Raw genomic sequence first — 22,190 nt, 5'->3', positions numbered from 1 at the left:
CTTCGCCTTGAACTCCGCAGAATAGCGCTTTCGTTTCGTCATCTCAGGTCAGTCCTTCGTCAATCGCTAAAGCTTAGCAACTGGTCCGAATTCCTGCGACCACCTCTCTGCTGGCTGTCGCGCAGGAACGCTACCGGAACTGGACCAAGGCATTACTGAACCGCTCCGGGTTTGCCGGAGCGGTTCAGCATGTCGTGCCCGCATGACCCACGGCGTTACGAGACAGATTCTACCAAAAGTTCACGCAATTTTTGGGCGGCAATGGGACGACCTACCAGCTTGTTTTTGGCTCTGGATATCATGGCGCTGAAATTGCCATTTTTGCTTTTCTCATCCTTGCTCAAGCTCGGGAACCCAGTGTCGGACCATGGCAACAACTCAAAATAAGAAACTACATGGCTTTCGCCCGGCTCGTTTGGATCCTCAACCGTCAAATTCCCGACGAAGCGAAGTGCCTGACTCGACATCCCTCCATGTTTCCCACGGTGAATGCCGATGTAGTAACCGTCCAGCTTTGAAGCTTTATCGAGATCACAGTAGACATCCAGCTTTCCCTTCGGCTCCCATTGGACTGTTTCATAAACTTCCGACGAACGGTCGCGCGCCTTCATTTCGAGCCGTGGGTCGATCTGTTCTCGAGTGAGCAGATATCCCCATTCGCCCACCTTCTCTTTCGGTCCGGCGATTGCTTCAAGTAGTGTCTTTGCCTCGCTCTTGCGGCCGGACGGCGCCCCGCGCTTGTTTGCTTTCCAACGAGCCTTGGCCCAGTCGATGTCCTCGGCGCTGACGCTGTCGGCATCCTCCCAAATCTTCTCGAACCAAGCTGCTGCACGTTCGGAGGCATTATCGTCGGGTTCTAGAAAAACCGAGGCCTCGATGAGTGTCGCCTGCGACAGGAACCCAACCCCGCGGTTGGAGAGATTCGCAGACCCAATTACGCAGCCTTCGTCAGAAATGTAGACCTTTGCATGAAAGTCCGGGAGGTGCCGAAGATTGTCGCCAATCTTCTCAGACAGCACGACGAGAACCTCGGGATTGGTTCCCCCCATGCTGATGTCGCATATCACGCGAGTGCCCTTTGAGATCATATCCTCCGCTCCCTTACCGAGGAATGCAGACGCGATGCGGACATTCTTCCCTGCTAGGATGCTCTTGATCTTTGGACTGCTTCCAACCTCGGCGGCTGAGCTGACGAGAAACTGTGTCAAAAACTACTTCCTTGTAATTGCCAAATAAAAAAATCTTAGCCAACCTGCTGCAACTTAGATCGGATGGCTGCAAGATCAAACGTCTGCGACGTCCCGCATCAGCTATGTTGCCCGCTCATTCTTGCTGCGGCAAGCCTGAGAGGCCCGTCTTGAGAAGCCGCACTGCGGCGTCGCTGCTCTCCCGACCGTCTGCAATGGGCAGAAACCGACATAGGCAGCAAGGAATAGCATTGGTCTGCATACACCTTGGTTGGTATTCAGCCATCAGAACACGCGCGGCAGCGCGTCTATCAGCGGCTTCAGCAGTGGCAGCGGCGTGCGCTGTCCGTAGCGGCGATCCTCTTCCGAGCTGATGGCATGGCCGAGTAGGTGATGACGCGACAGCTCGGGCACTTCCTGCTGGTAGCGCAGCTCGTCGGTGACGTAATGGCGGAAGGAGTGGAAGTTCTTCTTCGCGGCATCCTGGCCCAACTGCGCGTGCAGCAGCTTATGCCAATTGAAGCTAATGGCATCTGACAGCGTGCCGCGTCCCTTGCGCTGTTTCAGGTCAGGGAAGATCTGTCCTGTCTCAACCTGGCCGACGTGCTCCATGAAGCCAAGCTCCAACAAATGTGGATGAATCGGCACCTTGCGCTGCGAGGGTCGATTCTTGAGCCGCCTGATTTCGGTGGGGCGGAAGTGGAAGGCGGGGATGCCGTCCTCGGTGACGATGTCCTCTCGGGCCAGGCCCGCGATCTCCTCGCGCCGTGCGCCTGTATAGGCGGCAATCAGCGGCAGCCAGTAGAGCGCATCCTTGATCACCACTTCACCGAGCTGCGTGCGCCGCCCCGCGCTCAGGCAACCTTGCCAGACCGGACCTGCGAAGAGGCGCTTCAGATCCTCGCGGCTGAATGAGGCCACCTTGTCCTGTTCATCCTCGGGGTCGGTCTCGCGCAGGTCCCGCGTATCCAGAAGGGGATCGAGTGGAATGCCCTCTGACCGTGCATGCTTGATGATCTGGCCGACGAAGCCGAGGTTTCGGTTGATCGTCGCCGCAGCGAAGCCTTGCTTGCCGCCTGCGGCCTCTGCTGCGGTGATGATCTCCTGTAGAGTCATCTCCCGTTCCTTCGGGGTCTTGCGATAAGTCGGGGGCAGGGCGTGCATGATGTTGCTGAATGCCATGAGGTGCTCTTGCCGCAGCATGCGGATGTCACCCACCCCGGTCGCTTCGCGCAACAGTTCGGCGGTCTTGCGGATCTGGTAGGCGGTCTTGTCAGTTACGCGGCCACGCTTTTCCTTGCGGCCAGCGAGGCGGTCGGCCACGGCCTCCAGCGCCGGGTCGAAGGCGGGTTCAGGTTCCGGGGCAGGGGCAGGGGCAGGGTGCTGAACGGCCTGTGGCGCTGCTTGAGGCCCGTCAGGTTGCTTTCCCTCCCGAATCCGGCTGGCCATCTGCATGGCGTCCTCAAAGCCACTCTCGAGGCCATCTTTCGAGGAGAGTAGGGCCGCTGCGCGTCCGTTCAGGTAGATACGCTTGGCGTCGAAGAACTCATGCCCGCTGATCCGCTCCTTACCTGCAATCTTGGCCACACGGCGGCTGATCTTGTTCTCCATCGCTTCTGTGGCGGCAGCACGACCAAGGTGGTGCTGGTAGTGATTAATCCAGTCAAGATCGGCCTCTGAATAGCCACGCGCGGTCAGTTCGCGGCGTTCGTCCTCGTCGAGATCGACCTCTGCACCCTTGCGCGCCACTAGGCGCAAGGCCTCGCCCGCCAGTCGGTCATGGTGAACGCTCTCCACGGGATTACCGGTCTTCGGTAGGTGGAAGGCCGCGCGTGTGCGCCGTGCCGTGTCTTCCAGCTCGTCGCGGATTACCGTCTCAAGCCACTACCGCGCCACATCGGGCGTCAGACCATCCATTCCCATGCGGTCGAATACCTTCTCACTCTCTGCCGTCACGATGACGGCCAGCCTGCGCGCTGTCCACGGGCAAGCGGTGCGAAGGGAAACCTGCAGGTTCGCTGCGTCTGAATCGGCACGTTTGGGAATGCGGCGACGCCACGTGTAGATCGCGCCCCGACGGAAGATGAAATTGGCAATGCCCATGGTGGGTCCCTTAGCTGGGGACACAGACGCCATGATGGACAGTGATGATGGACAATGGTCCAGATCGGCTGTCCGTCTTCGATAAGACGATATAGTTCAACGACTTAGAAGATATTGGCTGGGGCGGTAGGATTCGAACCTACGATACACGGTACCAAAAACCGATGCCTTACCACTTGGCTACGCCCCAACTGTGTGAGGGTGTCTAGAGAAGGTCGCGGGGGGGTGCAAGTCGAAATTTCAAAAATCTTGCTCATTTTTTTATTCAACGGTATCCGAGCCTTATGGAACAGTTTGATCTTGTGATTTTAGGGGCCGGTGCGGCCGGATTATTTTGTGCAGGCTCTGCCGTCGGGCAGGGAAGGCGCGTTCTGGTGCTGGACCACGCGGCGACACCAGCCGAGAAAATTCGCATTTCCGGCGGCGGAAGATGCAACTTTACGAATATGGCAACGGCGCCCGACAGGTTCCTGTCCAGTAACCGTCGTTTCGCGGCCAGCGCCTTGGCGCGCTATAAGCCAAGCGATTTCGTGGCGCTGGTCGATCAGGCGGGAATTGCGTGGCATGAAAAGACTTTGGGTCAGCTTTTTTGCGACGGAAAGGCGACGCAAATCACAGATATGTTGCTGGTCAGGATGCAGGGCGCGGAACTGCGCCTGCGAACGACGATCGATTCGGTTGAACGCGAATCAGAGGGGTTTGTGATTCGGACATCCGGTGGCGCGATTCGCACAGCACGGGTGGTTGTCGCGACCGGGGGGAAATCCATCCCCAAGATCGGCGCCACGGGCATCGCCTATGATCTGGCGCGGCAATTCGGGTTGCGCCTTGTCGATACCCGCGCCGGACTTGTGCCGCTGACATTTGCCGAACAGGATCTGGCGCTTTGCAAACCCTTGGCCGGCCTGTCGGTCGATGCGCGGATCGATCACGGCGGCGGGTCATTCCGCGATGCACTGTTGTTCACGCATCGGGGGTTAAGCGGTCCGGTTATCTTGCAGATTTCCAGCTTCTGGCAGGTGGGTGAGGAAATGCAGATCGATCTTTGCCCTGACCGTGATGTTGCAGCGGCGTTAAAGCAGCAAAAGCAGGAAAGCGGAAAAATCGCGGTGTCGACTGCCTTGGGATATCTGTTGCCGGACAAACTGGCGCAGGCGGTGATTGCCGAAATGGGTCTGGCCAAGGCACGGCTGGCCGATCAGCCGAATGCGGTGCTGGACAAACTGGGCGCACGGGTGAACCGCTGGAAACTGCGCCCCGTCGGAACCGAGGGTTATCGCACCGCCGAGGTGACTTTGGGCGGCATCGACACGCGTGATCTGGCTGCAAAGACGATGCAGGCCCGTAGTGTGCCGGGACTGTATTTCATCGGCGAATGTGTCGATGTGACCGGCTGGCTGGGCGGGTACAACTTTCAATGGGCATGGGCCTCTGCCGATGCGGCCGGTCGCGCGCCCTAGCGCGATCCGGGGGAGAGCAGGTCGCGGCCATCGTCCACGCGGCCGCGTTCGACCATTTCCTCGAATGCGGCGTCCGGTGCGGGGTCGGCAAGGCGCCGGTCAGCGGGGCGCACAGGGCGGGTCCGCAAAGGGGCTTCTTCTTCGGGCTGTTCAAGGCGGATGCGGTGGACGGGCTCTGGCAGCAAATAGCCTTTGGCATTCAGTTCATAGCGCAGCAAACGGAACGCCTCACCCTGCGCCAGATCGAAATCAGTCCCGTCCTGTGACACCCAGCCACCTGCGCGGATTACGACATGTTCGGGGCCTTCGGCATCCAGCCACGCAATGGGTTCTGGGCGCTTCAGCACAAAGTCCATATTGGCCAGCGTACGCAGCACCAGATCACGCGCGCGCCCCAGATCTGCCGCCGGATCAATGGTCAGATTGACCATAAAGCGACGTTCGGGGTTCAGCGTGTAATTCGTCAGCGTTGCTTTATAGATGATCTGGTTCGGGATACGGATATGATTGCCATCCAGCGTCAGAAGCGTCGTGCCGCGGCTGGTCAGACGGATAACGCGACCCCGCTGGCCGTTCACCTCGATCAGGTCATTGGGGTTGAAGGGCTGGCGCAGGGACAGGATCATTGTCGCCACAAAGCCCTCGATCGTGTCGCGTGCCGCAAAGCTGAGCGAAAGGCCGAAGATACCCGCAGCACCCAGCAAGGTACCCAGCAGAGCCCGCGCGCCCATCAAATCAAGTGCAACGACCAAGGCAACGACCCATGTGCACAAACGGATGGCCTGCGCCAGAAAGCCGGCGATGAACGGATTGGGCGCGATACTTGCCAAAGTCCGGTCACGGCGTGACAGCCAGCCCCCCGCCAACACAATGACGGCCCCGACGGTCAGGCCCAGACCCATAAAGGGCAGGCCTGCGATCACTTGTGTCAGACGCGATTGGAACCTTTCACGTACCGATTCAAGACGGGTTCCAAGGTCGGTGGACAGGCTGACACGGTCCTCGATGGCGACGACGCCTTCGACGCGGGCAATCAGAGTTTTCAGCCGTTCGACGGTCGGCTGTTCTGTCACCTCACCGGACAAGCTGACGATGCCTGCGTCGACCTGCGCGGTAATTTTATCAAAATCAGGTAGTTGCGCCAGAATACTGGAAATCCGGTTCAGGATGGCCAGATCGGTGATGCCATCGTCATGGGTCGAAATCGCCCCCGTCGGGGCCAGATTCTCAGGCGGCCCTTGCGAAAATGCAGGGGCCGTCATGAAGATCAGGGCAAAGATCAGCGCGAAACGGATCATGCGAAAAGCGGGTCGGCCTTTGCAAGACGATCAAAGGACATCAGTGATGCGATCACCGCGGGCATCTGGTGAAGATGGATCATGTTCGGCCCATCCGAAGGCGCGTTGTCAGGGTCTTCATGCGTTTCAATAAAGACACCGGCAACCCCAAGCGCCACAGCTGCGCGCGCCATCACCGGAGCAAATTCACGCTGCCCGCCCGATGATCCGCCCTGACCACCCGGCTGTTGTACCGAATGGGTGGCGTCCATGATGACCGGATAACCGGTGCGCGCCATTATGGGTAACGACCGCATGTCAGCAACCAAAGTGTTATAACCGAAGCTGGCACCACGTTCGGTCAGCAGGATATTCTCGTTACCTGTCGAGGCGACTTTGGCCGCGACATTCGGCATATCCCAAGGCGCAAGGAACTGCCCTTTCTTGATATTGATCACCGCGCCGGTCTTGCCCGCGACCAGCAACAGGTCGGTCTGGCGGCACAGAAAGGCCGGGATCTGGATGATATCCACGACCTCGGCTGCGCGGATCGCCTGTTCGGCATCGTGGATGTCCGTCAGGATCGGACAGCCGATACGGTCGCGCACGGTGGCTAGAATATCCAGACCTTCTTCGATCCCCAATCCACGGCGACCCGACAGGGATGTCCGGTTCGCCTTGTCATAGCTGGCCTTGAAGACAAAGCTGGCACCGGCTGCGGCGCAAGCCTCGGCCATTTTTTCGGCGATCATCATCGCGTGGTCCAGCGATTCCAGCTGGCATGGACCGGCGATGACCGTCAGCGGCAAGTCGTTGCCGCAGGTGATCGGGCCGATATTGATATGCTTGTGATGCGTCATGTGGACACCTGTTCGCGAAGGATGGAGGCCGTCAGGGACAGCATCAGGTAGATACCTGAAAAGATCAGGAATGCCACGATCGTATTCTGGAACGCTTTGGGATAGGTCGCTTCATCCGGTGCGATCGGCGAAACAGACAAGGACAGATAGCGCGTTTGCTTGTTCGCCTCGATCCGCGCCGTTTCCATCTGTGCAGCCGAAGCCGCCAGCATTTCCTGACGGGTCGCCATTTCCGCCTCGGCCACGCGCAGCTGACCACCGATGGCCGCCAGTGAATTGCGGCTGTCGCTGCTTTCGGTCAGTTGCAAACGAGTCTCACTGATCAGATCACGCAGACGGGAAATATCGCCACGCACGGCATCCACACGGCTTTGCAGTGGCTGCGAATTGGCCAGAAGTTGTCCCAGCTCCAGCTGTTTTGCCGTAAGCTGGCTTTCCAGTTCGGACACCTTCCCCATGACAACCGAACTTTCGGCAACAGGATCAAGAACGCCAAGGCTTTGCTGCAATTCCTGCACCCGCATCTGCGCCGCCAGCATTTTAGATTCAGCATCCTCATAGGTCTGGATGGCACCGTCCATCTGATCCGAACGCATACGTGAGGTCATCGCATCAACCTGTTGTTCCGCATAGGAAATTAAGGATAGCGAAAATTCCTGACTTAGCACGGGATCGGGGGCGATGACCTCCATGTTCAACACGCCTTCGGTCGGATCATATCCGATTTTAACCGAATCCTGATAGACGCTGAACGTCGCCTCGTTCGTGGCATCCTCGGCCAGTCTTTTGACCGGATCGATATTGGGGTCCTGATAGGCGCGTTTGAAACCCTTATCGGCATCAAGACGCAGCATCGCATCGCGTGACGTCAGATAGCTTTGGACTGCGACCGAATCCGTATTTGTGCCCACCCCTGAACTGCCTAGAAGGCTGCTCATACTGCTGCCCGATCCACTATCGGCGGTCTGGATCTGGAACTGGGTAAAGGTGGCATAAAGCGGCGATGCGACCTTGGTGTAATACCAGCCCACGGCAAATGTCGGAATAACAACGAAGAACAGCAGCCGGAAGGCCAGCATCATCATCCGCTTGCGGCGACGGCGTGCCAGATCGCGCTGGATGCGATAGATTTCCGCGGCCCGTTTTTCTTCTGTCAGATCTTCGCGTGATGGCATTGCAGGCGGTTTGCCGCGCGCATCACCCGGAGTGACGGCAGGTAGGCCCGCGGGGCGGGGCTCGGGTGTTTTGGGGGCCAAAGAGGTGCCGCCACCCTGAACACGATTGCCTTCGGTCGATAGGATCTTTCCGACGGCGCTGCGATGGGACGGATCGATGCCCCTTTCACGCAGGCGGATCAACGCCTCCTCGTTCGAGGAAAACTCGATCTTGTGCATTTCCGCAATCCGGCCCGCGATACGCAACTGTCGTTCGGTCAGCTTTTCAGCGCGAATTGCGGCCAGTTGTTCGTCCGAGACCGGAGCTGTCTGATCATCTGTTGAAGGCTCTGTCGCTTTCGGCGGGGTCATGCGAAGGTCGCCGAACCCGTCGTCGATCGGTTCTGTGGCCAGAAATTTCTGCAGGCGCGCGTCTTCTGCCTCATCGGCTTTGGGGGCGGGTTTGCGCGACACTTCAAGCCGGACGGTTGATGCAGGGGCAGGGGCAGGGGCTTCGCCAGCCGCAGATTGCGTCACATTCTGATCGTCTGCCGGCGACGCTGTTCCCGGTGTAACTGATTCCGAGACTGAGGTGTGATAACGGCGGGCTTTAGGAGGTGTAGTCATAGTATTGCTTCGCCTCGTCCAAGGTCTCGAACATGTACAATTTGCCGTCCCGCAAAATCGCGGCCCGGTTACAGAATTTTTCAATGGTTTGCGGCTGGTGGGACACGATAATGGTCGTCGCTGTCTTCAGGCGGTCAAACAGCACCCGACCGGCCTTGCGGTTGAATTCGGCGTCCGTCGTCTGGGGCATGCCTTCATCGATCAGGTAGATGTCGAAATCCAGCGCGAGAAGCAGTGCGAAGTTGAACCTTTGCCGCATGCCGCTGGAATAGGTGCCGACAGGCATGTCGAAATATTCGTCGATATCAGTCAGCCAGCGTGTAAAGGCCGAAACGTAATCCGGATCAAGGCCGTAAATCCGCGCTATATAACGCGCATTTTCATTGCCGGTATGTCGTGTGACCAGACCGCCCATAAATCCCAGCGGGAAGGAAATCCGGCACTGGCGTCTGATGCGCCCCTCATCTGGTTGTTCAAGGCCGCACATCATATTGACCAGCGTCGTTTTGCCGGTGCCATTGGGGGCCAGAATACCAAGGGAATTGCCCAGCTCGACCTGAAAAGACGCGCGATCCAGAATGATCTTATGCTGCTTTCCGGTCCAAAAAGATTTGGAGACGCTATCAAACTCTAGCATGGCTTTGTTCTACCAGCAAAAATAAGCACGAGGCATGCCATGCAGGTTTCCTCGACTGCACAGCCCGACATTAGGATGCACAACCGATGGTGTCCACCCTTGGGGCACAAGTCGCCTTGTTAGGGCGATAATGCCACCCTTTTTTGCGGCAAATTTAAGTTTAAGTGACATAGATGACATCATTGACCGACCAGATAGCCGCCTGTCGCCTGTGTCAGGACCGTTTTGCGATGACCGCGACGCGCCATGCGCCGCGTCCGGTTGTCTGGTTCCGGCCCGGTGCACGGATCCTGATTGTAGGGCAGGCGCCGGGCGCGCGCGTCCATGACAGCGGGCGACCTTTCACGGACCGTTCCGGCGACAGGCTGCGCGACTGGATGGGGGTTGATGACGGTGTTTTCTATGATCTGGACCGGATTGCCATTGTGCCGATGGCTTTCTGCTTTCCCGGATATAACGCCAAGGGGTCGGATCTGCCGCCGCCGCCGATCTGTGCAGCAACCTGGCGCGACCAAGTGATGCAGCTGCTGCAACCGCGTCTGACCCTGTTGGTCGGGGGGCACGCAATGCGTTGGCATCTGGGCACGCGGAATGTCACACAGACCGTTCTGGACTGGCGCACACATGCACCATCGGTCTTCCCGCTGCCCCATCCAAGCTGGCGCAATACCGGATGGTTGCGGCGCAATCTTTGGTTCGAAACCGAGCTGTTGCCGGAATTGAAAAGGGCGGTCGGCCAGCAACTGGGCCAGTGATGACTTGTCAAATTTACGTGTTGCTTTAACCTTGGGCACAGACATGGAGACGCTGGAATGCGTTCTCCGGACAAAACCAAGGGAGATATCCGTATGAGCAAACTGAAACCGATCCTGATGGGGGCTGCCTTCGCGCTGGCAGCATCGCCGGTTCTGGCTCAGCAGGAACAGTTCATCACCATCGGCACCGGCGGCCAGACCGGCGTTTATTACGTCGTCGGCCAGTCGATCTGCCGTTTGGTCAACCGCCAGACCGCCGAAACCGGCCTGCGCTGCACCGCGCCAGCGACGGGCGGTTCCATCGCCAACATCAATGCCATCAAAGCTGGCGATATGACGATGGGCGTGGCGCAATCCGACTGGCAGTACCACGCCTATAACGGCAGCTCGGATTACGAAGGCGATGCATTCGACAAATTGCGCGCCGTCTTCGCCGTCCACCCCGAGCCCTTTACCGTTGTAGCGCGTGAAGATTCCGACATCCTCAACTTCGAGGACCTGAAGGGCAAGCGCGTCAACGTCGGCAACCCCGGTTCGGGTTCGCGCGGCACGATGGAGATTGTTCTGGGTGCCATGGGCATGACAATGGACGATTTCTCGTTGGCATCCGAATTGCGTCCGGCGGAACAATCCGCGGCACTGGGCGACAATCAGGTTGATGCGATCACCTATACCGTCGGCCACCCCAACGGCTCGATCCAGGAAGCAACCTCGACCGTTGCGTCCAAGCTGGTGACGGTTGCCGGTCCCGATATCGACAAGCTGATCGAGGAAAACCCCTATTACGCCAAGGCGGTCATTCCCGGCGGCATGTATGCCGGCAATGATGACGACGTCGAAACCTTCGGCGTCAAAGCAACCTTCGTCACCTCGGCTGATATCCCCGAGGAAACCGTCTATCAGGTTGTCAAAGCAGTCTTCGACAATTTCGATCGCTTCAAGGGCCTGCATCCTGCATTCGCCAATCTGACACCGGAAGAGATGATTGCCGACGGCAATAGCGCGCCCTTGCATCCGGGTGCCGAGCGGTATTACCGCGAACAGGGCTGGGTCGAGTAATCCAGACCTGAGCAGGGCGGTCCTTCGGGGCCGCCCTTTTAGTATGAAACAACAACAACCTACGGAAACGGGGGCAGGATGGACGAAAAAGACGCGATGAAGCGCCAGCAGCAGGCCAGTGCGGTCGAAATGCAGGCAGCAGGCCGCGGAGAGTTGTCGCAGGCCGAACTGGACGAACTTGTTGCCTCCTCTGACACGGGGGCGCGTACGCCGCCGGGTTTTGTCGGCAAATTCATTCTGGCTGTCGCTTTGTGCTGGTCGCTGTTCCAGCTGTGGATCGCGTCACCGCTTCCATTCATGTTCAACTTCGGGATCATCAGCGCCACCGATGCACGCGCCGTGCATCTGGCCTTTGCGATGTTTCTGGGCTTTATGGCCTATCCTGCTGAAAAATCACCATTCCAGTTCGCATTGGGCGTTGCCGTCCCGCTGATCCTGTCGGGTCTGTTCGTCTATGGCGCCCCATCCTCGATGCCGCTGTGGTTCATCGGTGCAGCGGCTGCCGGACTGATCGGCGCTGTCCTGATGGGCAGCCCCAAAGCGCGTATCCCGTGGTGGGAATGGGCAATTGCGATCGTCAGCGTTCTGGTGACGATGTATGTCTTTGTCTACAGCGACGAATTGGGCCGCCGTGTCGGCGCGCCGATCACACCGGACCTGATGGTTGCAGTCGTGGGTATCCTGTTGCTGCTTGAGGCAACGCGCCGCAGCCTTGGGCCGGCCCTGATGATCGTGGCGACCGTGTTTCTGGTTTATACCTTCCTTGGCCCCTATATGCCCTCGATCATCGCGCATCGCGGCAATTCCCTGACCGAGGTTGCCAACCACCAGTGGATTACGACTGAGGGCGTTTTCGGGATCGCGCTTGGCGTCTCCACCAGCTTTGTTTTCCTGTTCGTGCTATTCGGCGCGTTGCTGGATAAGGCGGGCGCGGGCAATTACTTTATCCAAGTCGCATTTTCGCTGATGGGTCACATGCGTGGCGGTCCGGCCAAAGCGGCTGTGGTCAGTTCGGCCATGACCGGCCTGATTTCGGGGTCTTCGATTGCCAACGTCGTGACCACCGGCACGTTCACCATCCCGCTGATGAAGAAAGTCGGCTTCAGTTCCGAAAAGGCCGGCGCGGTCGAGGTTGCCTCCTCGGTCAATGGTCAGATCATGCCGCCCGTCATGGGGGCCGCGGCCTTCCTGATGGTCGAATATGTCGGCATCCCCTATTTCGACGTGGTCCGCCACGCCTTCCTGCCCGCCACCATTAGCTATATCGCGCTGGTCTATATCGTCCATCTTGAGGCGATGAAGGCCGGAATGGAGGGGCTGCCGCGTGCCTATACCCCGCCGCCGATCCTGCAACGTCTGCTGTCGGCTGCGTTTATCATTGCCGGTATCTGTGCGCTGTCGATTGCAGTCTATTACGGCATGGGCTGGATCCGTCCCGCCTTTGGCGAGGCCTCGCCCTATGTCGTCTTTGCCCTGTTGACTGCCGCCTATGTCGGCCTGTTGTGGGTCGCATCGCGCGAGGAACCGCTGGAACTGGACGATCCCAACGCCCCTGTCACCGCGCTGCCTTTGCCAGGACCGACGGTCCGTTCGGGTCTGCACTTTATCCTGCCCGTCGTGGTGCTGGTCTGGTCGCTGATGATTGACCGCCTGTCGCCGGGTCTGTCGGCCTTTTGGGCGACGGCGTATATGATCTTTATCCTTGTGACACAGCGTCCGCTGATGGTGATGCTGCGCGGCAGTGACCGCACCGGCAATAACAGCACGGGTCGTGCGATCCGCGCGGGTATTGATGATCTGGTCGATGGCCTGATCTCGGGCGCGCGTAATATGATCGGCATCGGTATCGCTACGGCGACCGCCGGTATCATCGTCGGCGCTGTCAGCCAGACCGGCGTCGGTTCTGCGCTGGCCGATGTGGTCGAGGTTCTGTCGGGTGGCAATCTGCTGGCCATCCTTGGCCTGACAGCGGTGCTGTCGCTGATCTTGGGGATGGGTCTGCCGACGACGGCAAACTATATTGTCGTTTCAGCGCTGCTGGCCCCTGTCATCGTGACGCTTGGTCAGCAGAACGGTCTGATCGTGCCGCTGATCGCGGTGCATCTGTTCGTGTTCTATTTCGGCATCATGGCCGATGTGACGCCACCTGTAGGGCTTGCCTCATTCGCGGCGGCGGCGGTGTCTGGCGGTGATCCGATCAAGACCGGCGTGATCGCTTTCTTCTACAGCTTGCGGACCGCGGCCCTGCCATTCCTGTTCATCTTCAACACCGACCTTCTGCTGATCAATGTCGATTTCGTTCACGGGATTTTTGTCTTCGTCACCGCGACAATCGCCATGCTGCTGTTCGCGGCAGCGACGCAAGGCTGGTTCCTGACACGTAACCGTATCTGGGAAACCGTGGCCTTGCTGCTGATTGCGTTCAGCATCTTCCGTCCAGGGTTTTTCTGGGAATATGCCTTCCCGTCCTTCCAGGAACGTCCCGCAACAGAGTTTGTTCAGGCGCTTGGTGACAGCGACGTGGGCGAGGGGCTGCGTCTTAATATTTCGGGTCTGGATGACATCGGCAGCCCAGTCACGTTCGTTGCCCTGCTAGAGGTTCCGGAAGGTGCCACGGGCGAGGATCGCTTGGCTGCCGCCGGTATCGATCTGATCACCAATGGCGATCAGGTTGTGATCGACAATGTGGCCTTCGACAGTCCGGCGCAGAAGGCCGGTCTGGATTGGGACCAGAAGATCCTGTCTGTCAATGCGCCTGTTGCTGCACCATCGAAATACTGGATCTATATTCCGGCATTCCTGCTGCTAATGCTGGTGATCTGGGCACAGCGCCGCCGCGCGCCTGCCACTCCCCAAAGCAAGAAGGGCCACGTACATGCATGACAACATCCTGTTGCCCATCGACCTTCAACATCCGGAAAGCTGGGAAAAAGCCCTGCCGGTCGCCAAGCGGCTGGCGGGGGATACCGGCACGATCCATCTGCTGGGGGTGGTTCATGATTTCGGCAGCTCGATGGTCGCGACTTTCCTGCCTAAAGGATATGAAACCCGCATCCTGCAAGGCATGAAAGAGGCGCTGGACATCTTTGCCGATCGCGAATTCGACGATCCTACGCGTATCCGGACCCATGTCGGTCACGGTCACGTTGCCGAGACGATCCTGAAGGCTGCTAGTAAATATCAGGCCGATCTGATTGTCATGGCCAGCCATCAGCCTGATGAATTGCGCAGTATTCTGGTCAGCCGTGATGCGAATGCTGTTGTGCGCCATTCACCGGTGTCCGTGATGGTGGTCCGTTAGGACCGCTGCGCTTTATTGATGGATATGCGGATGTGTGCTGCATGTCCATCAATCATGCTTTCACGACCTATGTTATAGGCATAGCGTCCAATGTGAAATAATCAGCAACTCGCGGCGAAGCGAAAAGCAGTTGCCCCGCGAGCTGTTACTACGCGGGGTCTTATGCTGCGGCCTCTAACTGGTGGCAGGGTTGGAACAGCTGTGCCAACAGGATCAATGTCATCAGCTTTTGCATGACTGTGTCCAGATCATCGGACTTTGACCAGACCAAAGATTGCGCTGCAATCCGTCTGGCAGCAATCCTGATTTGAGGCGTAACGTCACATACGCCGAAATGCAGCGCGATACGAACACAGCGCATGAACGATGTTGTATCATTTGCCTTCGCTGCTCTTGTCCAGAGCACGACCAAAGACTTTGGCAGCGCGCCTTTTATCATCACCGGTTTACCGCGCAGCCAGTCAGCCTCGATCTTCAATATACCGCGCGGGGCAGGTATGTCGGGTAGGACGATCAGGCGCCGGATGTGACGCGCCGATACGGGATCGCGAAAGCAGATCCGCGCCAGATTTTCCGCCTCGGTCGGGCAAAGAATACCAAAAATGGCATCACTTTTGCTGATCCAGTCACGTCCTGTGGCACGGCCAAGGATCGCAGCCTGTTCCAACGTCGGACAACGATCTGCCAATAAGTCAGATGCAGTTTCGGCACAGGTTTTTATGGCATCGCGGTATGCCTGATCCGATGTCGCCACTGGGGCGGGCCTATGCCAGCGATAATGCAGCGAGACATGCATCGCCAATGTGCAAAGCAATGTCGGCAAATTGCCCGTCGCAAAATCCTGCCGGTCATCCGCCTCGCCGATTTGGGCCGGGAATGATCCGTCCGGGCATTGTGATTGTGCCAGTTCGGCAATGATTTCACTGATATCGTAATCAGGGTCGATAAGTCGCAAGGAAAAGGCGGTTAGCGCCATCGCGTTGGTGCAGCCCTGTTCGAATGCCCAATCCGCCATGATCTGCAAATTATCAAATATTTTGGTAAAAGATTTGGCACGGGACAGGCGCGGGCGTTTTGCACCACTGCTGAACATATTGATCAGCAGCTTTGTCAGTGAGCAGATGTGATCTTCGGTGAGCTCGGGCAAGGGAAGCGTCAGCGCCTGTTCCGCAACCGCCCATAGCATGGGATCATCGCTAAGGATGACACGGGTGGACAGTAAAACGGAACCGTCATCTGCCAGCGTCGCGCAGGCCATCTGGCAAATGGGGTCATGGGGCGCCACCAATCGACTTGCCAACACCAGATTCTGGTCGCTTTGACCACGTTCTCCCTTAATGATGCGTAGACAGGCGTCACGCACAACATCGGCGGTAAGGCGGCGCAGGACAATCACCTCTAATGGTGACGTTCGTCCGTAATATCCGCTTAGAACTGGTGCCATCCTGGTGGCAAGCGCCAATGCGCCGATATCAGGGTGGTCCGCCGGACAAGGGTCCGGCAGTTCCATAACCTTTTGCCGCAGCCAATCCAGGCTTCGCGACGAGAGCGACTGCGTCAACTGATTAAGGGAACTATGCATGACTACTTCCGTGGGTACGTGGTCTTATGAACCTCGAAACACACATACGGTTCAACAAAATGATGCAGAAAATTTGACGAGTTGACCAAAAGGTCCATAAAACTGCCGATTGCCAGTCCGCTTTCGGCGGGATAAAGCCCAGTTTATGACCAATCGCCACAACCTTCCCGATGAAATCGCCCGCCGCCGGACATTTGCGATCATCTCGCATCCCGACGCTGGTAAAACGACGCTGACCGAAAAATTCCTGCTTTACGGTGGCGCGATCCAGATGGCCGGACAGGTCCGCGCTAAGGGCGAAGCGCGTCGTACGCGGTCGGATTTCATGAAAATGGAACAGGATCGCGGGATTTCTGTGTCCGCCTCGGCAATGTCATTCGATTTTGACGGACATCGGTTCAATCTGGTCGATACGCCCGGTCACAGTGATTTTTCGGAAGACACCTATCGCACGCTGACGGCGGTAGATGCGGCGATCATGGTGATCGACGGCGCGAAAGGCGTGGAATCACAGACCCGCAAACTGTTCGAGGTTTGCCGCCTGCGTGATCTGCCGATCCTGACCTTCTGTAACAAGATGGACCGCGAATCCCGCGATACCTTCGAGATCATCGACGAAATTCAAGAAAATCTGGCCATCGACGTGGCCCCTGCCAGCTGGCCCATCGGGGTCGGTCGGGAATTCATCGGCTGTTACGACATGCTGCATGACCGGCTGGAACTGATGGACCGCGCCGACCGCAACAAGGTTGCGGAATCCATCGCCATCAATGGTCTGGACGACCCCAAACTGGCCGAAAGCGTGCCCGCCGATCTGTTGGCCAAACTGCGCGAAGAGGTCGAGATGGCGCGCGAGCTGCTGCCCGCCTTCGACCGTCAGTCGTTCCTTGAGGGGCATATGACGCCCATCTGGTTCGGTAGCGCGATCAACAGCTTTGGCGTGCAAGAACTGATGAAGGGGATCAGCGAATACGGTCCCCCGCCGCAGCCGCAGAATACCGCCGACCGCGAAGTTGCCCCCGAAGAAAAGCCGGTCGCCGGTTTCGTCTTCAAGGTGCAGGCCAACATGGACCCCAAGCACCGCGACCGCGTGGCATTCGTGCGGATGGCCTCGGGGCACTTCCTGCGCGGGATGAAGTTGACCCATGTGCGGACGAAAAAGCCGATGGCGATTTCGAACCCCGTGCTGTTCCTTGCCGCCGACCGCGAACTGGCGGATGAGGCATGGGCAGGTGATATCATAGGCATTCCGAACCATGGCCAGCTGCGCATCGGTGATGCCCTGACCGAGGGCGAGGCGCTGCGTTTCACCGGCATTCCCAGTTTCGCGCCGGAACTGCTGCAATCGGTGCGGGCGACCGATCCGATGAAGGCCAAGCATCTGGAAAAGGCGCTGATGCAGTTTGCCGAGGAAGGCGCCGCGAAAGTTTTCAAACCCTCGATCGGGTCGGGCTTTATTGTCGGTGTCGTCGGTGCCCTGCAGTTCGAGGTTCTGGCCAGCCGGATCGAGCTGGAATACGGCATTCCCGTCCGCTTCGAGGGATCGCAATTCACCAGCGCCCGTTGGGTCAATGGTCCGAAGGCCAAGGTTGATGCATTCGCGGAAACCAACAAGGGCCATCTGGCGCATGACCACGACGGCGATCTTGTCTATCTGACGCGGCTTCAGTGGGATATCGACCGGATCGACCGTGATTATCCCGACATTACGCTGACTGCGACCAAAGAAATGATGATCTGATAAAAAAAGCCGGCGCAGATGCGCCGGCGTTTTGCAGTTCTAAACCGGATCAGGTCAGGCGACCTTGGCATCCATGGTGATATCGGCATTCAACAGTTTGGAGATCGGGCAGCCTTCTTTGGCTTTACCGGCGATTTCCAGAACTTTCGCCTCATCGGCATCCGACGCGATCGTCGTGGTCAAATGGGCTTTCTTGACAGCAAAACCGTCGCCCTCTTTGTCCATGGAAATATCACAGGTCGTTTCGATCTTGACCCCTGATACGCCTTCCTGTTCCAGCATCATTCCCAATGCCATCGAAAAACAGGACGCATGGGCCGCGCCAATCAGTTCTTCCGGATTGGTGCCGGGCTTGTCTTCGAAGCGGGTGTTGAAGCCATAGGGCTGCGCCGAAAGGGCGCCGGATTTCGTCGAGACCTGGCCGTTGCCCTCTTTCAGGCCGCCTTCCCATTTTGCAGAACCAGTACGTGTGATCATATCAAGATCCTTCCTTGTTCATCATGTTGTCCGGTCAACGCAAGCCCATGCCTGTTGGTTCAGTCATGTCCGATCAGGCGCTGGTGTTCGGCGATGGCATAGCGGTCAGTCATGCCCGACACGTAATCCAGAACCAGACGTGCCTGTTGGGTGCGGTCATTCATGGAACGCGCCATTGTGCCCCATTGATCGGGCAGCATGGCAGGGTTTTCCAGAAACAGAGGGAACAGGTCTTCCAGCATCTTGGTGACATTGTCGCGTTCGACGATGACGGAAGGCGCGCGGTACATCCGCTGGAACAGAAAGGATTTGATCGCCTTGATGTTCTGATAGACCGGCTTGGAAAAGCGGATGATCGGGCCGTCCATATTCCGGATGTCATCCACGGACTGCGGTTGCAGCCCTGCCAGACGGTTCTGGGCGACGGCGATCACATCCTCGACCATGACGCCAAAGACGCGGCGCAATGCCTCGTACCGGCGGCGGGTGGGGTCAAGGTCGGGGTAAAGGCGGTCCACCTCGGCGAAGGCGGGACCGATAATGGGCAGTTCGGCCAGATCGGCTTCGGTGAACAATTCGGCCCGCAATCCGTCATGCAGGTCATGGTGGTTATAGGCGATATCATCGGCGACCGCGGCGACCTGCGCCTCGGCGCTGGCATTGGTGTGCAGTTCCAGATCCCATTGGTCATTCACATCGGCCAGCGCATAGGGCAGATCGCCGGTGATCGGGCCGTTATGTTTGGCAATGCCTTCAAGGCTTTCCCACGTCAGGTTCAGCCCGTCGAAATCGGCGTAATGGCGTTCCAGCTTGGTCACGATCCGCAGTGCTTGGGCATTGTGATCAAAGCCGCCGTATGGGGCCATCAGTTCCGCCAGCGCGTCTTCGCCGGTATGACCAAAGGGCGGGTGGCCAAGGTCATGGGCCAGCGCAACGGTTTCGGCCAGATCGGTGTTCAGGTCCAGCGCACCGGCGATGGTGCGGGCAACCTGCGCCACCTCGATCGTATGGGTCAGGCGCGTGCGGAAATAATCGCCGCGATAGGCGTCGCCGTCCTGTTCGACAAAGACCTGTGTTTTATGCTTCAGGCGGCGAAAGCCGCTGGAATGGATGATCCGGTCACGGTCGCGCTGCCATGGGGAACGGAATGTCGACAGTTTTTCATCATGCAGACGGCCGCGGCTGTCGGCAGGCTGGCAGGCATAAGGCGCGAAAGCAGTCACGGGGCAGGGCCCTTCCTTGCGAGAGTAAGATAGAAAGCCTATATTCCAAACCTAGGGACGAAAACGGGAAAGCGCCATGAATCTGCCGCCAAAAGTTACAGAACGCGCGTTCCAGCGCCTTGCCCAGATCAATGCCGACCGCGACGGTGTGCCCTTGCGGGTGGCCGTGCTGGGTGGCGGCTGTTCGGGGTTCCAGTATGACATCCGCTTCGACCAGCCCGAGGATGATGATCTGATCCTTGAAAGCGAAGGACAACGTGTTGTCGTCGATCCGGTTTCGCTACCGTTTCTTGCAGGCGCAGTGATCGATTTTACGGATGAGCTGATCGGTGCGCGCTTTGTGATCGAGAATCCGAACGCTTCCAGCAGCTGCGGGTGCGGGACGTCATTTTCGATGTAATCAGCCGCAAAAAACGCTGCGGGTGGTCAGGCGCAGGTCCAGATCCCGCAGCGGCGGCGTCGGGTTCACGTTTTGCCATGTGGCGAACTGGCAAATGGCCTGATCCTGCAAAGCCGCCATCATCAAACTGCCATCCTGTATCCGCAGCGTGATTTGATGCCCCTGCCGCCTGCTGCGACCTGTGATGGCAAAGGTTAAAGGCAGGTTCACCGTATCGATAGTGGTGCCAAAGCCCTTTTCCGAGCCTTGCCAGTCGTCAGGCTGCCCCACGGTAATCGTCACCAGATGATCGCCGGGCGGGACCAGCAGGCGGAAGAATTCGCCCCCACGGATGTAGCCGCTGATCACGGGTTCACCGCTGTCCTGATCGCTTAACGCCACGAAAAAATCATGACCGACAATCGTGCGGACTTGCAAAGGGATCGTCGCGGGCAGCGGGTTGTTCTTGGTAAGGATGCCCGTAACAGGACGGCTGTCCGCCAGACCGGCCGTGGGCAGCAGCGCGATCATCAGGATCAGGGCGCGTAACATGGGCATCTTCTCTCCGGTTCCGGTTGCCAAATATATGCGCCACGCTAAAGATGCGCCTATGAAAATCGCAAGCTTCAATATCAATGGCGTGAAGGCACGCATTCAGGCGCTGACCGACTGGCTGGACCAGACGGATGCCGATGTGGTGGTCCTTCAGGAAATCAAATCCATCGACGAGGCCTTCCCCCGCGAACATTTCGAGGACCTGGGATGGATGGTCGAAACCCACGGTCAGAAGGGGTTCAACGGCGTCGCGATCTTTTCCAAGCTGCCGCTTGAGGATGTGACCCGTGGCCTGCCCGGCGATGACAGTGACGAACAGGCCCGCTATATCGAGGCGACAGTTGTTGGTGACAAGGCCGTGCGGATTGCGGGGTTGTATCTGCCCAATGGCAATCCCGTACCCGGTCCGAAATATGACTATAAGCTGGCATGGATGGAACGTCTGCGCCTTCGTGCGGCGGAACTGCTGGCAATGGAAATGCCTGCGGTCATGCTGGGCGACTACAATATCATCCCCGAGGCGCGCGACGCCGCCAGCCCGCAGAAATGGGTGGATGATGCGCTGTTCTTGCCAGAAAGCCGCGCCGCCTTCCGCACCATTCTGAATCAGGGCTGGACCGAGGCGATCCGTGCCCGTGATCCTTGGGGCACCCGTGGGCCGTTCACTTTCTGGGATTATCAGGCGGGTGCGTGGAACAAGGATGACGGTATCCGCATCGATCACATGCTGCTGTCACCGCAAGCGGCAGATCTGATGCAGGATACCGGTGTCGACCGCGATGCGCGGGCGGGCGAAAAACCCAGTGATCACGTGCCGGTCTGGGTTCTGCTGGACGCCTAAATCACCAGAACGCCGGAATGTTTGGCTTGGTGTTCCGGTTCGACATGGATGGTAATCTGGGCATCCGGCAGGCGCGACTTTAGCGATGCCTCGATCCGGTCGCAAATGTCATGGGCGTCACAGACCGTGGTGTGCCCGTCCACCACCAGATGGAAGTCGATAAAGGTGACAGCGCCTGCGTGACGGGTCCGCAGGTCATGGGCCTCGATCGCGCCGGTTGCTTTGTCCGAAATAATATCCCTGATGACGTTCAGGGTTTGGGGGGGCACCGCTTCATCCATCAATCCAGACAGCGACGCGGTCATGACCTTCCAGCCCGACCAGAGAATGTTCACCCCCACCAGCATCGCCAATGCGGGGTCCAGCACCCACCAGCCCGTGGCGACTGACAACCCGACCCCCAGCATCACCCCAGCGGACGAAATCACATCGCTGAACAGATGTTTGCCGTCCGCGACAAGTGCAGGGGACCGCAAGCGCCGTCCGTGGCGGATCAACACGCTGCACCATGCCGCATTGATAACACCTGCCACCGCGTTGATGGCTAGACCGGGACCGGCGCCACTGATGGGGCGGGGGTTCTGGAACACCTGCCACGCCTCGTGCAGGATCAATAAGGCTGCGACGATAATCAGCACGCCTTCCAGCACGGCGCTGAAGAATTCGGCTTTGTGATGCCCGTAAGGGTGGCCCTGATCGGCGGGACGTTGTGCGACACGGATGGCGATGACAGCGGCCAGCGCCGTGGCGACATTCACCGTGCTTTCCAGTGCATCGGATAGCAATGCGACCGATCCGGTCACCTGCCATGCCAGCGTCTTGAGGCCAAGTACCAGCAAGCCGATGACAATACTGCCCAACGCGATTTTCAGAGTGCTTGACACGGTCCCGGCCCCTTTGTCCGTCAGTCCGATCTGTAAGCGGGCAGCATTTGTCAGATGCCCGACATAACCTCAACCCTTCTGGCGCCAA

At 58.4% G+C, this 22,190-nt stretch carries 20 protein-coding genes and 1 tRNA gene; 8 read left to right on the top strand and 13 right to left on the bottom strand.

Going from position 1 to position 22,190, the window contains the following annotated elements; genetic code table 11:
* Positions 1–215: 215 nt before the first annotated feature.
* The 4 genes from DWB67_RS09045 to DWB67_RS09030 form a co-directional block, all read right to left on the bottom strand.
* Positions 216–1,208 carry a phospholipase D family protein gene (locus tag DWB67_RS09045; protein ID WP_119807199.1) on the bottom strand — a complete coding sequence of 331 codons (993 nt, stop codon included), beginning with the start codon at positions 1,206–1,208 and terminating at the stop codon, positions 216–218.
* Between the two features lie 264 nt (positions 1,209–1,472).
* Positions 1,473–2,936 carry a site-specific integrase gene (locus DWB67_RS09040; RefSeq protein WP_147385916.1) on the bottom strand — a complete coding sequence of 488 codons (1,464 nt, stop codon included), beginning with the start codon at positions 2,934–2,936 and terminating at the stop codon, positions 1,473–1,475.
* A gap of 135 nt (positions 2,937–3,071) precedes the next feature.
* Positions 3,072–3,290, bottom strand: coding sequence for a DUF6538 domain-containing protein (locus tag DWB67_RS09035; protein WP_119807197.1), 219 nt, complete (start codon positions 3,288–3,290; stop codon positions 3,072–3,074).
* Positions 3,291–3,405: 115 nt separating this feature from the next.
* Positions 3,406–3,480: transfer RNA gene (locus tag DWB67_RS09030), tRNA-Gln, on the bottom strand.
* 94 nt (positions 3,481–3,574) lie between these two features.
* On the opposite strand from DWB67_RS09030, the gene DWB67_RS09025 reads away from it, so the two are divergent.
* Positions 3,575–4,750, top strand: a complete 1,176-nt coding sequence (locus DWB67_RS09025; RefSeq protein WP_119807196.1) for an NAD(P)/FAD-dependent oxidoreductase — start codon at positions 3,575–3,577, stop codon at positions 4,748–4,750.
* Here the strand turns inward: DWB67_RS09025 and DWB67_RS09020 are convergent.
* From DWB67_RS09020 to DWB67_RS09005, 4 genes are all read right to left on the bottom strand, one after another.
* Positions 4,747–6,048, bottom strand: a complete 1,302-nt coding sequence (locus tag DWB67_RS09020) for a mechanosensitive ion channel domain-containing protein (protein WP_119807195.1) — start codon at positions 6,046–6,048, stop codon at positions 4,747–4,749. The two genes, DWB67_RS09025 and DWB67_RS09020, sit on opposite strands and share 4 nt — an antisense overlap.
* On the bottom strand, positions 6,045–6,887 hold the full coding sequence (kdsA, locus tag DWB67_RS09015) for a 3-deoxy-8-phosphooctulonate synthase (protein WP_119807194.1): 843 nt from the start codon (positions 6,885–6,887) through the stop codon (positions 6,045–6,047). The genes DWB67_RS09020 and kdsA overlap by 4 nt, the downstream gene beginning before the upstream one ends.
* Positions 6,884–8,578, bottom strand: coding sequence for a capsule biosynthesis protein (locus DWB67_RS09010; protein ID WP_255418610.1), 1,695 nt, complete (start codon positions 8,576–8,578; stop codon positions 6,884–6,886). Before DWB67_RS09010 ends, kdsA begins: the two co-directional genes overlap by 4 nt.
* A gap of 73 nt (positions 8,579–8,651) precedes the next feature.
* Positions 8,652–9,305, bottom strand: a complete 654-nt coding sequence (locus DWB67_RS09005; RefSeq protein ID WP_119807192.1) for an ABC transporter ATP-binding protein — start codon at positions 9,303–9,305, stop codon at positions 8,652–8,654.
* Positions 9,306–9,478: 173 nt separating this feature from the next.
* On the opposite strand from DWB67_RS09005, the gene DWB67_RS09000 reads away from it, so the two are divergent.
* The 4 genes from DWB67_RS09000 to DWB67_RS08985 all read left to right on the top strand — a co-directional run bounded on the left by DWB67_RS09000 (position 9,479) and on the right by DWB67_RS08985 (position 14,420).
* Positions 9,479–10,060 (top strand): uracil-DNA glycosylase family protein, encoded by a 582-nt coding sequence (locus tag DWB67_RS09000; protein WP_119807191.1) that lies wholly within the window; start codon positions 9,479–9,481, stop codon positions 10,058–10,060.
* A 93-nt stretch (positions 10,061–10,153) separates the two neighbouring features.
* On the top strand, positions 10,154–11,119 hold the full coding sequence (locus DWB67_RS08995) for a TAXI family TRAP transporter solute-binding subunit (RefSeq protein WP_370453580.1): 966 nt from the start codon (positions 10,154–10,156) through the stop codon (positions 11,117–11,119).
* Between the two features lie 78 nt (positions 11,120–11,197).
* Positions 11,198–14,002, top strand: a complete 2,805-nt coding sequence (locus DWB67_RS08990; RefSeq protein WP_119807190.1) for a TRAP transporter permease — start codon at positions 11,198–11,200, stop codon at positions 14,000–14,002.
* The gene (locus tag DWB67_RS08985; protein ID WP_119807189.1) at positions 13,995–14,420 is read left to right on the top strand and encodes a universal stress protein; all 426 of its coding nucleotides are present in this window, start codon (positions 13,995–13,997) and stop codon (positions 14,418–14,420) included. Before DWB67_RS08990 ends, DWB67_RS08985 begins: the two co-directional genes overlap by 8 nt.
* 160 nt (positions 14,421–14,580) lie before the next feature.
* On the opposite strand, the gene DWB67_RS08980 is transcribed toward DWB67_RS08985, so the two are convergent.
* Positions 14,581–15,930, bottom strand: a complete 1,350-nt coding sequence (locus DWB67_RS08980) for a hypothetical protein (protein WP_119807188.1) — start codon at positions 15,928–15,930, stop codon at positions 14,581–14,583.
* Positions 15,931–16,147: 217 nt separating this feature from the next.
* Here DWB67_RS08980 and DWB67_RS08975 point away from each other — a divergent pair, with 217 nt between their 5' ends.
* Positions 16,148–17,743 (top strand): peptide chain release factor 3, encoded by a 1,596-nt coding sequence (locus DWB67_RS08975; protein WP_119807187.1) that lies wholly within the window; start codon positions 16,148–16,150, stop codon positions 17,741–17,743.
* Between the two features lie 54 nt (positions 17,744–17,797).
* Here the strand turns inward: DWB67_RS08975 and DWB67_RS08970 are convergent, their stop codons facing one another.
* Positions 17,798–18,220 (bottom strand): OsmC family protein, encoded by a 423-nt coding sequence (locus DWB67_RS08970; RefSeq protein WP_119807186.1) that lies wholly within the window; start codon positions 18,218–18,220, stop codon positions 17,798–17,800.
* Between the two features lie 59 nt (positions 18,221–18,279).
* Positions 18,280–19,443: a deoxyguanosinetriphosphate triphosphohydrolase gene (locus DWB67_RS08965; RefSeq protein ID WP_119807185.1), complete on the bottom strand. Its 1,164-nt coding sequence runs from the start codon at positions 19,441–19,443 to the stop codon at positions 18,280–18,282.
* A gap of 76 nt (positions 19,444–19,519) precedes the next feature.
* Here DWB67_RS08965 and DWB67_RS08960 point away from each other — a divergent pair, with 76 nt between their 5' ends.
* On the top strand, positions 19,520–19,843 hold the full coding sequence (locus DWB67_RS08960; protein ID WP_119807184.1) for an iron-sulfur cluster assembly accessory protein: 324 nt from the start codon (positions 19,520–19,522) through the stop codon (positions 19,841–19,843).
* On the opposite strand, the gene DWB67_RS08955 is transcribed toward DWB67_RS08960, so the two are convergent.
* Positions 19,844–20,380, bottom strand: coding sequence for a hypothetical protein (locus DWB67_RS08955; protein ID WP_119807183.1), 537 nt, complete (start codon positions 20,378–20,380; stop codon positions 19,844–19,846).
* Between the two features lie 52 nt (positions 20,381–20,432).
* Between DWB67_RS08955 and xth the strand changes: the two genes are divergently transcribed.
* Complete coding sequence (gene xth, locus DWB67_RS08950; RefSeq protein WP_119807182.1) at positions 20,433–21,218, top strand: exodeoxyribonuclease III; 786 nt, start codon at positions 20,433–20,435, stop codon at positions 21,216–21,218.
* Here xth and DWB67_RS08945 read toward each other — a convergent pair.
* Complete coding sequence (locus DWB67_RS08945) at positions 21,215–22,102, bottom strand: cation diffusion facilitator family transporter (RefSeq protein ID WP_119807181.1); 888 nt, start codon at positions 22,100–22,102, stop codon at positions 21,215–21,217. The genes xth and DWB67_RS08945 overlap by 4 nt on opposite strands.
* Positions 22,103–22,190 lie beyond the last annotated feature (88 nt).

It is taken from the genome of Paracoccus sp. JM45 (genome assembly GCF_003590715.1).
GTDB lineage: Bacteria > Pseudomonadota > Alphaproteobacteria > Rhodobacterales > Rhodobacteraceae > Paracoccus.
This window is presented reverse-complemented; position numbering and strand designations above follow the sequence as displayed.